Below are 13156 nucleotides of genomic sequence, written 5' to 3'. Positions count from 1 at the left end.
ACGAGCACGCTGCTGAGTCAGCAACACGGGTACCCGTCCCCCACTGGTTTGAAATTCGGCCTTACGTTCACCAGGTCACGTAGATCTGAAGTGAAGGACGTTGCCATGAATACTGAAAGCATCAGGCTGGAACTCTCCCGGATGACGGCGAGGGTTGAAGCGTTGGAGGATCAGCCGCTGTCTGAAATCGTTGCGGCGGCCAGGAGCGAGGCCAAGGCGATCAACCTGACGATGGCCGAATCCACGTTGCAGGCCTGGGCCCGTGCCGTTTACTACGGCATTGGGTTCCGGTTCCATCTCCGCTGAGTGCGGCTGTTCCTGTAAAGGCAGAAGAGCCGGCACCCTGGTGGGGCCGGCTCTTCATTGTTCCTCGGCAAAAAGGAAATCTGTGGTGCAGCGTCGTTGCTGCAGGGGGTGCGCTAGAAGTCGTGGTGTTCCTGGGGGTGAGTGAAGTCCACCGCTCCCAAGGATTCATTGGCGGTGAGCAGCTGCAGCTCGATGACGTCTTCGAGGAAGCTCGCCTCTGGTGTTGGTTTGTCGTCCTCAGTCAGGATGTATTCGGTTCCCATGTTGGATCTCCTGGTGCAGTGTTCTCGTTGAAGTTCACTGTAGCCGTGGATCCTTTGCGTTGGCTGGGTTGCTGCTGCGCCCGCGCCAGCGCTATGGCGGCCGGGGGAGCGCCAGCGGAGGAGGCCGCCCCGCTACTGAGCGGCCGGGCAGGACCGTTGCTGATCCTGCCCGGCCTGACCGGTTAGCTGGTGGGGCGCTTATAGGCGGTTTCTTGGTTCTTGGCGACTTCTGCGATGTAGACGCTGCCAATCAGGTCGTACAGCTGTTCTGCAAACCGGTAACCGTGCACGTCCTCGACGGCCAGTTTCAGGTAGCGCTCTGCGTGCTTTCCATATCCTTTGAGCCATTGCAGCCATCCCATGAGGGTCAGCATGGGTGCGCGCTGGCCCTCGGGGACGGCCTTCATCAGTTCGAACGCAATGGTTTCGGCGTGGTCAACGCGCTTCCAGTCGGGACGGCCGTTGAACTTGCCCAAAATGATGTCAATGATGACGCCGTTGTTCGTGGTGATGGTGTCGGCCATGAGGAAGTCCCTGATGTAGTTGTCTTGGAACCATGCCGCCAGTTTCCGTGCGGTCTCATGGTCCGGCATGCCGTCGGCGTCCAGTGCGGTTACCCATTCGCGCCGTGCTTCCTCTACGGATTCCTCCGTGCGGACGGGCACCTGAACCGGTTCGACCCATTTGCCCAGCAATGCCGGGTTGTAGATGTCCACGGTCGGGGCGCTTCCCATGAAGGTCAGGGTGGCGTTGGCGTTGCTGTCCTTGATCTGCTCCAGCGGGTTCCGCTCCATGCTGCCGTAAGCGGCCCAGTGGGTGCTGGTGACGAGGTAGACCTTGCGGACGGGCATCCGTGCCGTGGCCAGTTCGTTGCCCAGGGCCGCGACGTGCGCGGCGTAGGGGAAACGGGCATCGGTGCTGGTTTCGTCGGTGTAGACGATGAGGTAGCAGGCCGTGGCGTTCTCGTCCTGTGCCGCGAGGCTGGTCACCGTTTGGGCGAAATCCAGCGGGGCCGCGTCCATGGGGGCGTCCACGCGCAGCGTGGCGCCAAGGGCTCCGGCGGTGGCCGTGAGCACGACGAAGGATTCTGTGGGGGTTCCTCCGAGCAGGTGCGGGACGTAGGCCAGCAGGTCAGCGGGGCTGGTGAGGGTGAGTTTTTCAGTCATGATGTGTGTCCTTCTTTTGCCGAGAAAGTGAGTGGTTGGGGTGGCCGGGAACGTCGGGTTCCCGGCCACCGTGGGCGGCTAGGCCGCTGACTGGATCAGGCGGGTATCGAACAGCACTTCGGCCCTGCGGATGAGGTAGTCCGGCACGTCATTGTCGTGGTTCAGTCCTGCCCTGCCCAGGAACACGGCGTTCCCGGTTACCGGCAGGTCAAGGCCGGTTTCGTGGAGCAGCTGCACCGCACGGACGTTTGAGGCTCCGGTGGTTTGCGTTTCCGCGTTCAGGTAGACCTGCCAGTCGCCTCGGGCGATGCATTCCAGTCCGCCGCCGACGATGATCTGAAGGCTTGTGTGCCGGGCGTCAACGCTGTGGACAGTGACGCTTTCGCTCAGCCGCCCCGGGATGTACAGCGCGATCAGGTGGTTCAACATGTTGCTCCTTCTTTTGCCGAGAAAGGTGGTGGGTGGGGCGACCAATGGTGACCGGCCAGCTCCCCTCTCCCCCCGTTGTTTTTTGGTTGCTGGCAAGCTTGCTTGCTCGGCGGCCAGCGGAGCCCTGTCTACCCGCAGGGCAAGGTGCTGGAAATCTTCGAAAGGAAATAAGCGGAGCGCCGTCGAAGAATTCCAGTGCCGCGGGCCCCGACTGCTTTTGGAGGGGCTAGACGGGGTGGAGTGGACGCCTACAATCCGGAGGACAGCAACCAGAAAACGTCGTAGACAAACAGGTGTTGACGGGCAGGAGCTCTGCGACGGACCGGCAGCACCCAACTGCCGGCCACGGAGCGAAGCGGAGTGGACGCCCGAAAGGGGTGCGAGCCCTGCGAGCATGCTTCTCCCCTGGCTCCCGCGGATCCGCCCAGGGCAATCCCCGCCCGGGTTTGCCGCACGCACCAGGTGACCAACAACCGGCCCGTTGCGGGATTGGCGGTCCGTCGCCGGCAACCACCCACCTGGGCCAGCCACCTGCGGCGGACCGCCCGCCGTGACCGGCCCCGAAAGACCGGCCACCCTCCGGGCTACTCGCGGCGGTCGTGGAGCGGGATGGCTCCGTACTGTCCGGCTGCGCGTCGGAATCGTGAGTCGCTGCTGAAGATGAACGTGCCGCCGAACATGTACCACGGGGCGGGTTCGTCGTCTGGGGCGACTGGCTCGGCGTGGGTCACGGTTTCGCGGTGGAAGCTGTCGTTTTTGACGAGCCGGACGGCGGGCCGTTCCTCGGTGGCTTCGAAAACGGGGTCGATGCCCTCGCCGATGACGGTTACCCCCATGACGCGGGCGGAAATGCCCTGATTGGAGAAGTCCGTGCCCAGTGCGTCGCGGTAGATCAGGGCGGTGATGCCTTTGGGGGCTGTGGTGGCGTTGCTCATGTGCTGGCTCCTTTGAAGTGGTGGGGATGTACTGCCCGGCTCTGGCCGGGCAGTACATCGGTTCTCAGTTCCTGCTAGAGGAACGTGGGGCGGTGTTCTGCGGCGAACAGGACGGCCACAGCTTCGTTGTGCCAGTCCAGTGCCGCGTATTGCCGGGTGGTGGTCAGCTCGCCGGGGTTCACATTGGCCTCGGTGGTGACGGCTGCAGCCATGCCGCGTATGTGGGCGGCGAGGTCTTCGGCTCCGTCGGTGCTGTAGGCGACCGGAGACTTCTCCACGATTGCGGCGAGGGTTTCGAGGAAGACCACGGCTTGGGCCGGGCTGTTGGCGATGGCGCGGTTTTCGGTCATTGTTCTTGGTCCTTTGCTGGTTTGGTGCCTTGCCGGGTGGTGGGGGTCCGCCCGGCAAGGAGTGGAAGGGCTTAGGCGGCGGCTGCTGGTTGGAACGTGGGCGGGATGCGGTAGCGGCTGGGAAGCTCTGCAGCGGCTTCGGGCAGGTCTGCTGGGCCTTGGGCTTGCCCGTTCTTCCAGTGGGAAAAAGCCTCTTCGGTGATTGCGTCCCAGAAACGGGCCTTGGTCCGGTAGAACGTCGTTTTCACGTCGCCCTCGCAGTAGGTAGCCATGCCGAACAGGTTTCCGGTCGCGTCGGCGGTGCGGGTTCCGGCAACCATGACGTAGGGCCACTGGCCGAGGTCCCAGCCGTCGCATCCCCAGCTGGGGATCACGGCCCAGCCGTGTTCTGAGATGACGTCCATCCAGTCGTAGCCGTCGTTCATGTGGTAATCCACGAGTAAGGGCACGTCGTGGATGGTTTCGCCGGTGTCCTCTGTGGTGATCGTCTGGACGCTGATTGCGTTCATGGTGTTGCTCCTTCTTTTGCCGAGAAAGGTGGTGGGTGGGGCGACCAAAGGTGACCGGCCAGCTTCCCCTCTCCCCCGTTGTTTTTTGGCTGCTGGCGAAGCTTGCGGAGCTGTGGCCGACGGAGGCCTGTCTACCCTTGGGCAAGGTGTGGGAAATTCCCGGAGGAAATAAGCGACGCAGGAGCGCCGGAGGGACATTTCCTGCACCGCAGGCCCCGGAGCCTGCGGAGGGGCTAGACGGGGTGCAGCGGACACATAGAATCCGAAGGACAGCAGCCAAAAAACGTCGTAGACACAACAGGACCGGGCACGGCGGAGCTCTGCGACGTCGGGACCGGGCCCAACAGCCGGCCACGGAGCGAAGCGCAGTGGACGCCCAAAGGGTGCGAGCCCCACGAGCATGCTCCTCCCCTGACTCTTGTCAGACTGGGTTGATACGGTGAACATGTCCCGCCTGGTTTCCCCCAATCCCAGGCGGGACACTTATGTCAGAAGTAGGTGGCAAATGGGACTGCGAAACATTCTGAACAGGCGCCGCAAAATAGTCGGGCCTTCCGCGGCTGCACCGGCCAGGAAGTCGGCTGAGCTGGAGGCGGCCTGGGCGGATCTGCGGCAGACGGTCGATGAGTCCAAGGTGACCTCGTTCCGTGCCTGCAGCCGCACCGGGCGCTCGTGGGCCGAAGACCCTGAGGCAGTACGGCAGATCGCTGCCACGATCGGGCACATCATGAACGACACAGCTGACGGCCCGAAGGACAACCCGGCCCGGTAGGGCGGGCCGCTGTATGGCAGACCCGCCCCCGAGATCCGGTCTAGTTCCCGTCTCCCTTGGGGACCTTGGAGATGGCGCGGTACGCCAGGATCGCCGCTCCCAGTGCTGTGAGCGAGAGAACGAAGTTCACGATGGTCAGTGGAGCCATGAGGGTTTCCTTATCGTTGAGTAGGACCTAGTCTGAGAAGGAGCCGGTGGCCGCAACCTTGCGGTCACGACCACCGGGTTTCGTAGCTACACCTACTTCCTTGCTTTACGCTTACGCTTCCGAGTTGCAGCTCGGGAGCGTTTGACCCTTCTATAGTTGTCAAGCTTCGCTAGCGCGCAGTTCAACCATCCAGAGTTCTGTAGATCCGTCGTGTGAGATAGCGCTTCACATCGACGGCTCTCTTTTTTCTTCCTCGGAAGCGCCGCATAGAACGTTCCACCGTGTTACAGCTCGACGCGGTTCCAGTGTTGGGTTGTGAGGGGGCACCGGAGCCGCACATCTTGAGCGTCTGCCCGCACCGAAGATGCTCCGTTTACAAGTTGTGAAGTCGGTGCGATGCTGAACGCGTCGGGGTCGCCCGGCCGCGGCTGAACCGGGGGGAGCAGGAGATGCAGTGGAACACGCTGATACCAGGGAATCCCTGGCCTCATGACATGGTGATCTCAGTAGATGATCATCCCTTATCGCTAAATCTCTTACTGTTCGTCCGGCATGCCTGGTTCATTGCGCCGGACGTCGACATTCCAGCAATCACTCCAGCACCTGACCCAGGGGCATCCGAAATGCCAGTGTCTGCCAGCAGCGAAGAGTGGGCTGATCGGTGGCGGATCGCATGGGATCGGGCATGGGACTGGTACAAAATCCAAGAGCCCGACAGGATGAAGCACCCCACCCCGGAGCTCATACGGCAAGTATCGCGGCCGGGGCAGGAACTGCATCCGCTCATACCTCCGCTTTGGACCACAGAGTATGGCTGGGACGGCCTGGATGGCGATGCTTTCAATAATTGGCATGCCAGTCTAAGCGAGATTCCTCCGAGCGGTGCGGAGCGCGGGAGCCTATCTGACCTGATCCCCGCGTGGGAGAGCGGCCTGGACACCATTATCGTGCTGCCGTACAGGGGATATTTCGCAAGACGAGTTACCCGCCGTCACCTTGCAGTTTCGGCCGCAACTCGAAACGATCCCGCCACCTACGGCAGGGCTTTGCGAGAGTCTGCCCTGTCATAACGTCCTATAGTAACGCCTCTCTACAGTTGTCCCGCTTGGCCAGCGAGCAGGTTCGACGCGTTGAGAGTTCTGTAGATCCGTCGTGCAAGATAGCGCTTCACACACCGGCGGATCTCCTTTTTTGTTCGTCCTTCGGATTGGCGCTTCTCGGCGTATTTCATTGTTTCCGGATCGAAGGCCATTCTGCTCATCGCTACCATATGCAGGGCTTTGTTCAGGCTTCTGTCACCACCGCGATTGAGCCTGTGCCTGACCGTGTTTCCGGATGATGCCGGTATTGGGTTGACGCCCGCCAGGGAGGCAAACGCCGCCTCCGAACGTAGGCGGCCATGGTGAGACCAAGCCGTAAGACAGACTGCTGCTGTTACGGGACCGATGCCCTTTTCCCGCAGAAGCGGGGCTGCTTCACTGATCTCAATAAGATCGGTGATCTGGCGGCTGTTAGTTTTGATGTCGGCATCAAGCTCGTTGATGCGTCGAGCCAGCCGAACCGCTTCAGATCGCGCAGTGGAAAGCGCAAGAGGTTCTTCGCGGGAACGCCACCGGGAAACCTCGTCAATTTGAGTGCTCACTATGGCCTTTCGGGCATCCATGCCAAGGTCAAAGGACCGGAGCAAGGCCGTTAGTGCGTTTACTGATCGGGTGCGGTCGGTGGCCATGGATTGCCTGGCAGCGACGAGTACCCGCAATGCTGCTCGGACTCCTTCATTCAGTCGTGGTCTGCGCAGCCGATGTTCCTCCAAGGGAAGCACAGCCGCAGCAATTCTGTGAGCGTCCAATGGGTCTGACTTGCCTAATCCACGACGCCCGCGCGCGTCCATCCGCGGCGCCTCCACGACCTCATAGCCAGCGGCTCCTACGGCACCGGCGAGAATGGCGCCGTAGGAGCCGGCACCCTCAATTACCCACAACGCGGCGAGGTCTGCTTCGGTTCGACGAGCCACCCAGGCGATGGCCCGGCTGATGCCGGCGCTTGTTGTGGGAAAGTCCCTGATCTCCAGCAGTTGGCCCGTTGCCGTGGAAACAACGGCGTATACGTGGTTCTTGGCGTGCGTATCGACGCCTATGACATATGGATATGAATGCGCGACGACCGGCATAGTGTTTGACATCTTCCTCTCTAACGGGCGTGGTCGGGCCGCAGTCGGCCGGAACCAGTCCGGGAAGAGGTCACCTCGGAACAGCACTGTGATGAGTCACGCCCAAACAGGGCGGACAACCTTCTAATCAAGTTACCGGGTGGGCCGGGCAGGACCCGGCCGCCCGCTCCTCGCCGGACAGGTCAAACGGAGGGCACCAGTGAAGGGCCAGCTCTTTAATGAGTCACGACGAGGGGCGGAACGGCCAGGACCTACTCTGCCAGCTAGTCCCAGACCAGCCATGGCAATCCTCACAGCTCTTTAAGCGCGCGTTCCGCATGGAGAGTAGAGCGATGACAGCTGTCATCAAGCTCACGACCGAAGTCGCGAGCTTGATCGCTTCGTCGATGCTCATGTAGCCACCTCCTTCCTGCCCCGCCGTGCGAGGCCCCCACTGACGCAGCCGGTCGAGGGTGGGCAGTCAACCCCGAAGAGTGACCGGGGAATCCCGCGAAATAAGGGAGCGCAGCGACCGCGTGGGATTGCCCGGTTGCGTGGGTTGACGGGTCGGGCCCCCGGACGGCTACGATCAGTGGCCTTGTACGGAGAACAACCCAGCCACATGTAAGGCAAAGAAAGGCTTTTACAGTCCGAAGCGCAGCGAACGCCCGTTCTGGTCCTGGTCCTTTAGGCTGGGGCCATGAACAAGAAGAAAGCAGCGCTGATCTGGGCGCTTTTGGGGACTGGTTTCCTTGTATACGGCCTCTACTGCGCCCTGACCACCGGCGGCACGTGGTATCTCGTCGCCTCCGCCGTAATCCTGATCGCTTCCGGCGCGGTCTGCCTCGGGAGCACAGTTCAGATCATGCGACGGCCGGTCCAGCAGGGCTACTAGACGCAGCAACACTCAAAGGAGCAACATGCTTGGTTTCAAAGTGAACGTCCAGAAAGACGACAAGACGGCCGAGTTGGAGATCCAGGGCTTCACGGATCAGGAGACGGCCGAGGGCTTCGCGAACGAAGTTCAAGAGACCCTGCTGGTATGCAAGGACGAGAACGAAGAGATCACCGGATTCGAAGTTGGCCGCCCCGGCCCCATGGAACCCCGCGAGGGTGCTCCCGAAGCGGATATCGAAGACTTCATCGATCAGATCACCATGTCCGTCATGAGCCCTGAACCAGCGAACCTGGTCAAAGGCGAGTCCCCAGTGCGTTTCTCTGTTGAGCAACCGGTGACGTGGTAACTCTGCGCCACTCCTAAGAGTTGGCCGCACAGGTGGCCGGCATGAACAGAGTGAGATTCCATGAGCGAGTCCATCCCGCGGGCCCTGCAACCACCGGTTGCTGTTGCCCTGGCGAAACTCGTCAGAACGTTCCCCGGACCCAATGCCCTCCCGGGCGGGATCTGGGCCGAACCCAAATGGGACGGCTACATTCACTGGATATTGACAGGCCCACGGGGTTAAACCGTCGGGGCAGGCTGCTCGAAACTGAGCCGCTCGGGCTTCGTGTGTTCCGTTCCGGCCCAGTCCCCCGACTGGTCAGAGCTGGTCATGCCGCCAGAGTGAAGATGGCTTTAGCTGTTGGCAAAGTTAGTTCTCGGAAACGTGGTGGCCCAGTTCTTCTGGTTCAAAGCTGAATTTCACCCGGGTTTGGCACACTGTCAGCATGAATTGCTGAGCTGGGGGGCATTTGGAACTGTGCCGGGTCCGGTTTCTCTGCCGGTCTCGACTCTGTGATCGCGGAGGAGGTGCCCTAATCGTGAGAGTTTACGGCGTCCTCCCGGAAGCGGGCCGACCATTGCCGGTTTCTCTCTTGCAGCCGGCTAAGGAGGCGTTGTCTCCTGGCGCGGACGTGCCATGTTATTGCGGTCAAGGACGCGAGTCCTGACAGGAAGCAGAGCATTACGTAGCCGTCCATGACGTGAGGCTCATTCGTTCCGGTTCGAAAGCGCGTGGGTGCTCTCGTCTTGATCGTCGTGTGCCCTGTAGCCGGGTACGACCGTGACCTGTCCGACGTTGGGCAGGGCGGCGCGGACGGTCTGTTCGATATCTGCGGCTTGCCGGGCCAGTTCGGTCGTGCTTGCGACGGTCTGGTTCACGGGTACGCTCACTTCTGCGTGCAGAGCATGGCCGGACCAGCGTAGCCGTGGTGTAGCTTCTGCGTGGCCTTGTTCCTCCAGCGCAGCGGTAAGTTTCGCTGTCAGGGTCGGATCGACGCCGTCCATGAGCCTGCGGCCGATGTCGCGGGCGGTCCCCCAGAGAAGGACGGCGATGGCCGCTGATATGAGTAGCCCGATGATGGGGTCCGCCAGGGGGAATCCGAGCCATATGCCAATGACTCCTGCGACGACAGCGAGGGAAGTGAATCCGTCTGTGCGGGCGTGGACGCCGTCTGCGACCAGGGCTGCGGATCCGATGGCCCTCCCGACGCGGATCCGGTAGATGGCCACTATTTCGTTACCGAGGAAGCCCACAACGCCGGCGGCGAGGACCCAGCCCAGGTTTTGCACCGGCTGGGGTTCGACGAAGCGGCGGATGGATTCGACCGCTGCGACGATCGCGGACAGCGCGATCATGGCCACGATGAAGAGTCCGGCCAGGTCTTCGGCTTTGCCGTAGCCGTAGGTGTAGGTTTTGGTCGCGGCGCGGCGGCCAAGCAGGAAAGCGATCCACAGCGGCACAGCGGTGAGCGCATCGGAAAAGTTGTGGACGGTGTCGGCCAGAAGCGCTACCGAGCCGCTGATCAGGACGATGACTAGCTGGAACAGTGCTGTCGCTCCCAACCCGACCAAGGAGATCTTGACTGCCCTGATTCCTTGTTGGCTGGATTCCAGCACCTTGTCCGTGGAATCGGCTGGATCGTGGGAATGAGGGGTGAAAAGGTGCGTTATCCAAGCGCGGACTCCGCCGTAGTGCCCATCGACGCGGTGTCCGTGTCCATGATGGTCGTGGTCTTTCTCGGGGTGGCTGTGGGCGTGGTCGCTCATTGTCCTGACGCTTCCTGGTCGGTGTGGGGGCGGAGGCGGTGATGGGGTGCGGTGCCGAGAGTGTGCTCGGCCTGATGGATTGCGGCGGCGACGAGCTCCCAGGCATGCCCGTCCTGCAACCGGTAGTAGACCTTGGTGCCTTCCTGCCTCGTCGTGACCAGCCGGGCAAGACGCATCTTGGCCAGATGCTGAGATACTCCTGCTGCGGATTTGCCGGTCTTTTCGGCCAAGGCGTTCACAGGCAGCTCGCCGTGACGGAGAGCAAGAATAAGCCGGACGCGGGTTGCGTCCGCGAGCATCGAAAAGACCTCCACGGCCAGCTCAACGTAGTCGCTGTCCGGGGATAACACGCACTCCTGCTTATCTGCATTCATACGCAGATAATTGCAGAAAGCACCGGGAAGGATCAACTCACCTTCTCGCACTGCCCCGCAGCCGGCGTGAATCACGCTTGCGCTAGATACCCCCTGGGGGTATATTGATGGTGTTGTCAGTGAGTGGTATGTCGCGGAAGGCCCTTGGGTTCCTCTTTACAACCGTTCAACCACAGCGCCATCGCATCTTCTGCACTGAATGGACCTGACATGCAAACACCATCACGTACCGAACTGCCCCTCACTTCCGCCTCCTCGTCGGCCTGCGGGTGCTGCTCCACCGAAGCGAGCCAGACCCTCGAACAAAGCCCGGCCGGTGTCGGGTACTCCCTGGAAGGCCTGACCTGCGGCGGCTGCAAAGCCAGCGTTGAAAAAGCAGTCAACGCCGTGGACGGCGTCGACGCAGCAACCGTTGAACTGGTCCCCGGCGGAGTTTCCCGCTTGATCGTTTCCGGATCAGCCACACGTACGGCCATCCGGGACGCCGTCACGTCGGCTGGATACAGCCTGACCAACTAGTTCGAACCCACACATGGCCTGCGCCGCTCCTTGCGAAGCCGCAGCCATACCTGGAGGAGCTCGTCATGACAGAGCACGACCATCACCATCACCGCCCTTCACCGGTCAGCGAAGCTGACCTGGAGGCAACCGCCCCGCCGCAGGCCGACGGGACAGCAATGACTGAACATGGGCACCACGCCCACCCCGCCGGGCATGACGCCGGGGGCGATCACGCGGTGCACAGTCATGGCCAGCATGCCGGGCACAGCACCGCTATGTTCAAGGACCGGTTCTGGCTGACCCTGGCCTTGTCGATCCCTGTCGTGTATTTCAGCCCGATGTTCGGGCATCTGGTGGGGTTCATGCCACCCGAATTCCCGGGCTCGGCCTGGATCCCACCCGTTCTGGGAACGGTGATCTTCCTCTACGGGGGCATGCCGTTCCTCAAGGGCGGCGTCAATGAACTGAAGAACCGGCAGCCGGGCATGATGCTGCTGATCAGTATGGCCATTTCCGTCGCGTTCGTCGCGTCCTGGGCGACCAGCTTGCGGATCGGGAACTTCGATCTGGACTTCTGGTGGGAACTGGCTCTGCTGGTGGCGATCATGCTGCTTGGACACTGGATCGAGATGCGGGCCCTCGGCTCCGCACAAGGGGCTTTGGATGCCTTGGCGGCACTGCTCCCGGATGAGGCCGAACGCGTCAGCGATGGTGGTGTGGAAACCGTCCCGGTGTCCGAACTGAAGATCGGGGACGTCGTCCTTGTCCGGTCCGGGGCCCGGATGCCCGCCGACGGCACCATTGTTGATGGGCGGGCCGAGTTCGATGAATCCATGATCACCGGTGAATCCAAGACGGTGCTCCGCTCCGTGGGTGAGCAGGTGGTGGCCGGAACCGTAGCCACCGATAACACCGTCCGGGTCACGGTCAGTGCCGTTGGGGATGACACGGCGTTGGCCGGCATTCAGCGGTTGGTTGCCGAAGCGCAGGCTTCCTCCTCCAAGGCCCAGGCCCTCGCGGACCGGGCAGCAGCGTTCCTGTTCTACTTCGCCACCATCGCCGGTGTCATCACGTTCATCGCGTGGATCCTGCTCGGAAGCCTGCCTGAAGCGGTGACGCGCACCGTGACTGTGCTCGTGATCGCCTGCCCGCACGCTCTGGGCCTGGCAATTCCACTGGTGATAGCGATCTCCACTGAGCAGGCCGCCAAGGCCGGGGTTCTGATCAAGAGCCGCATCGCCCTCGAGCGGATGCGCACCATCGACGTCGTTCTGTTCGACAAGACCGGCACTTTGACCAAGGGCGAACCCGAGGTCAGGAACACGGCCACTATCGATGAGGGTTCCAAGGATGAGCTGCTGGCCCTGGCAGCGGCAGTGGAGTCCGACAGCGAACACCCCGTGGCGCGGGCCATCGTCCGGGCTGCCCGGGGCAAAGACCTGGTTCTGCCACATGCGACGGGCTTCTCCTCCCTGACCGGACGGGGCGTGCGCGCCACGGTCGATGGACGCGTTGTCCAGGTCGGCGGCCCGGCACTGCTGCGCGAACTGGGACTCACCGAACCTGAGGCATTGGCCGCTTCAACCCGTGAATGGATGGGCCGTGGCGCGGCCGTGCTGCACGTCATCGACGGGGAGAGGATATTGGGTGCGGTCAGTCTTGAGGACGCGATCCGTCCGGAATCCCGGCAGGCCGTGGCGGCGCTGCAGAGCAGGGGCATCAAAGTTGCCATGATCACCGGCGACGCGTCTCAGGTTGCGACGGCCGTGGGTACGGAACTGAACATTGATGAGGTCTTCGCTGAAGTGCTCCCGGCGGACAAGGACAAGCAGGTCGCCCAGCTGCAGGCCCGTGGCCTGAAAGTGGCCATGGTCGGGGACGGGGTTAATGACTCCCCGGCACTGGCCCGGGCAGAAGTCGGCATCGCCATCGGCGCCGGCACTGACGTGGCCATGGAATCGGCGGGGGTGATCCTGGCCGGCAACGACCCCCGGGCGGTGTTGTCCATGGTGGATCTGTCCCGGGCGAGCTACACCAAAATGTGGCAAAACCTCGTATGGGCCACCGGGTACAACGTCATCGCCGTCCCGCTGGCCGCCGGCGTCCTGGCATTCGCCGGGATCGTGCTGTCCCCCGCGGCCGGGGCGGTGCTGATGTCGGTTTCCACAATCGTGGTCGCCCTCAACGCCCAGCTGCTTCGCCGGGTGAAACTGAACCCCTCCGAGGTTCGTTGACCTAAGTGGTGCCACCGGCACCGACGCACCA

Annotated in this window: 15 protein-coding genes; 6 read left to right on the top strand and 9 right to left on the bottom strand. The window is 62.4% G+C overall.

Translation table 11 applies throughout. The annotated features are described in order from the left end of the window. Positions 1-105 precede the first annotated feature (105 nt). Positions 106-306 (top strand): hypothetical protein, encoded by a 201-nt coding sequence (locus J3D46_RS24620; protein ID WP_231339930.1) that lies wholly within the window; start codon positions 106-108, stop codon positions 304-306. A gap of 113 nt (positions 307-419) precedes the next feature. Here the strand turns inward: J3D46_RS24620 and J3D46_RS24615 are convergent, their stop codons facing one another. The 6 genes from J3D46_RS24615 to J3D46_RS24590 all read right to left on the bottom strand — a co-directional run bounded on the left by J3D46_RS24615 (position 420) and on the right by J3D46_RS24590 (position 3958). After that, complete coding sequence (locus J3D46_RS24615; RefSeq protein ID WP_231339858.1) at positions 420-569, bottom strand: hypothetical protein; 150 nt, start codon at positions 567-569, stop codon at positions 420-422. Between the two features lie 182 nt (positions 570-751). Beyond that, complete coding sequence (locus J3D46_RS24610) at positions 752-1735, bottom strand: DUF4192 family protein (protein ID WP_231339859.1); 984 nt, start codon at positions 1733-1735, stop codon at positions 752-754. 78 nt (positions 1736-1813) lie between these two features. Beyond that, positions 1814-2164, bottom strand: coding sequence for a hypothetical protein (locus tag J3D46_RS24605; RefSeq protein ID WP_054809016.1), 351 nt, complete (start codon positions 2162-2164; stop codon positions 1814-1816). A gap of 584 nt (positions 2165-2748) precedes the next feature. Then, positions 2749-3099: a hypothetical protein gene (locus J3D46_RS24600; protein WP_231339861.1), complete on the bottom strand. Its 351-nt coding sequence runs from the start codon at positions 3097-3099 to the stop codon at positions 2749-2751. Between the two features lie 74 nt (positions 3100-3173). Next, the gene (locus J3D46_RS24595) at positions 3174-3449 is read right to left on the bottom strand and encodes a hypothetical protein (RefSeq protein WP_231339862.1); all 276 of its coding nucleotides are present in this window, start codon (positions 3447-3449) and stop codon (positions 3174-3176) included. Positions 3450-3520: 71 nt separating this feature from the next. Continuing rightward, on the bottom strand, positions 3521-3958 hold the full coding sequence (locus J3D46_RS24590; RefSeq protein ID WP_231339863.1) for a hypothetical protein: 438 nt from the start codon (positions 3956-3958) through the stop codon (positions 3521-3523). A gap of 505 nt (positions 3959-4463) precedes the next feature. Here J3D46_RS24590 and J3D46_RS24585 point away from each other — a divergent pair. Continuing rightward, entirely contained in the window at positions 4464-4730 is a 267-nt protein-coding gene (locus tag J3D46_RS24585) for a hypothetical protein (protein WP_054809165.1), read from the top strand. Between the two features lie 1238 nt (positions 4731-5968). Here the strand turns inward: J3D46_RS24585 and J3D46_RS24580 are convergent. Further along, entirely contained in the window at positions 5969-7048 is a 1080-nt protein-coding gene (locus J3D46_RS24580) for an IS110 family transposase (protein WP_253470009.1), read from the bottom strand. Between the two features lie 679 nt (positions 7049-7727). Here J3D46_RS24580 and J3D46_RS24575 point away from each other — a divergent pair. Continuing rightward, positions 7728-7922: a hypothetical protein gene (locus tag J3D46_RS24575; protein WP_231339864.1), complete on the top strand. Its 195-nt coding sequence runs from the start codon at positions 7728-7730 to the stop codon at positions 7920-7922. 25 nt (positions 7923-7947) lie between these two features. Beyond that, the gene (locus J3D46_RS24570) at positions 7948-8271 is read left to right on the top strand and encodes a hypothetical protein (RefSeq protein ID WP_014923431.1); all 324 of its coding nucleotides are present in this window, start codon (positions 7948-7950) and stop codon (positions 8269-8271) included. Positions 8272-8957: 686 nt separating this feature from the next. Here J3D46_RS24570 and J3D46_RS24565 read toward each other — a convergent pair. Both J3D46_RS24565 and J3D46_RS24560 read right to left on the bottom strand, forming a co-directional pair. After that, positions 8958-10016 carry a cation diffusion facilitator family transporter gene (locus J3D46_RS24565; protein ID WP_231339865.1) on the bottom strand — a complete coding sequence of 353 codons (1059 nt, stop codon included), beginning with the start codon at positions 10014-10016 and terminating at the stop codon, positions 8958-8960. Next, positions 10013-10390 carry a metalloregulator ArsR/SmtB family transcription factor gene (locus J3D46_RS24560; RefSeq protein WP_231339866.1) on the bottom strand — a complete coding sequence of 126 codons (378 nt, stop codon included), beginning with the start codon at positions 10388-10390 and terminating at the stop codon, positions 10013-10015. Before J3D46_RS24560 ends, J3D46_RS24565 begins: the two co-directional genes overlap by 4 nt. Positions 10391-10600: 210 nt before the next feature. Here J3D46_RS24560 and J3D46_RS24555 point away from each other — a divergent pair, with 210 nt between their 5' ends. Continuing rightward, complete coding sequence (locus J3D46_RS24555) at positions 10601-10909, top strand: heavy-metal-associated domain-containing protein (protein ID WP_231339867.1); 309 nt, start codon at positions 10601-10603, stop codon at positions 10907-10909. 65 nt (positions 10910-10974) lie between these two features. Continuing rightward, on the top strand, positions 10975-13125 hold the full coding sequence (locus J3D46_RS24550) for a copper-translocating P-type ATPase (protein WP_231339868.1): 2151 nt from the start codon (positions 10975-10977) through the stop codon (positions 13123-13125). Positions 13126-13156 lie beyond the last annotated feature (31 nt).

Origin of the sequence: Paenarthrobacter sp. A20, from assembly GCF_024168825.1 — a bacterium.
In the GTDB taxonomy this organism is placed as follows: domain Bacteria; phylum Actinomycetota; class Actinomycetes; order Actinomycetales; family Micrococcaceae; genus Arthrobacter.
This window is presented reverse-complemented; position numbering and strand designations above follow the sequence as displayed.

Coding starts and splice junctions, on each gene's coding strand:
- J3D46_RS24620 (WP_231339930.1), top strand. CDS start 106: ATGAATACTGAAAGCATCAGGCTGGAACTCTCCCGGATGACGGCGAGG.
- J3D46_RS24615 (WP_231339858.1), bottom strand. CDS start 569: ATGGGAACCGAATACATCCTGACTGAGGACGACAAACCAACACCAGAG.
- J3D46_RS24610 (WP_231339859.1), bottom strand. CDS start 1,735: ATGACTGAAAAACTCACCCTCACCAGCCCCGCTGACCTGCTGGCCTAC.
- J3D46_RS24605 (WP_054809016.1), bottom strand. CDS start 2,164: ATGTTGAACCACCTGATCGCGCTGTACATCCCGGGGCGGCTGAGCGAA.
- J3D46_RS24600 (WP_231339861.1), bottom strand. CDS start 3,099: ATGAGCAACGCCACCACAGCCCCCAAAGGCATCACCGCCCTGATCTAC.
- J3D46_RS24595 (WP_231339862.1), bottom strand. CDS start 3,449: ATGACCGAAAACCGCGCCATCGCCAACAGCCCGGCCCAAGCCGTGGTC.
- J3D46_RS24590 (WP_231339863.1), bottom strand. CDS start 3,958: ATGAACGCAATCAGCGTCCAGACGATCACCACAGAGGACACCGGCGAA.
- J3D46_RS24585 (WP_054809165.1), top strand. CDS start 4,464: ATGGGACTGCGAAACATTCTGAACAGGCGCCGCAAAATAGTCGGGCCT.
- J3D46_RS24580 (WP_253470009.1), bottom strand. CDS start 7,048: ATGCCGGTCGTCGCGCATTCATATCCATATGTCATAGGCGTCGATACG.
- J3D46_RS24575 (WP_231339864.1), top strand. CDS start 7,728: ATGAACAAGAAGAAAGCAGCGCTGATCTGGGCGCTTTTGGGGACTGGT.
- J3D46_RS24570 (WP_014923431.1), top strand. CDS start 7,948: ATGCTTGGTTTCAAAGTGAACGTCCAGAAAGACGACAAGACGGCCGAG.
- J3D46_RS24565 (WP_231339865.1), bottom strand. CDS start 10,016: ATGAGCGACCACGCCCACAGCCACCCCGAGAAAGACCACGACCATCAT.
- J3D46_RS24560 (WP_231339866.1), bottom strand. CDS start 10,390: ATGAATGCAGATAAGCAGGAGTGCGTGTTATCCCCGGACAGCGACTAC.
- J3D46_RS24555 (WP_231339867.1), top strand. CDS start 10,601: ATGCAAACACCATCACGTACCGAACTGCCCCTCACTTCCGCCTCCTCG.
- J3D46_RS24550 (WP_231339868.1), top strand. CDS start 10,975: ATGACAGAGCACGACCATCACCATCACCGCCCTTCACCGGTCAGCGAA.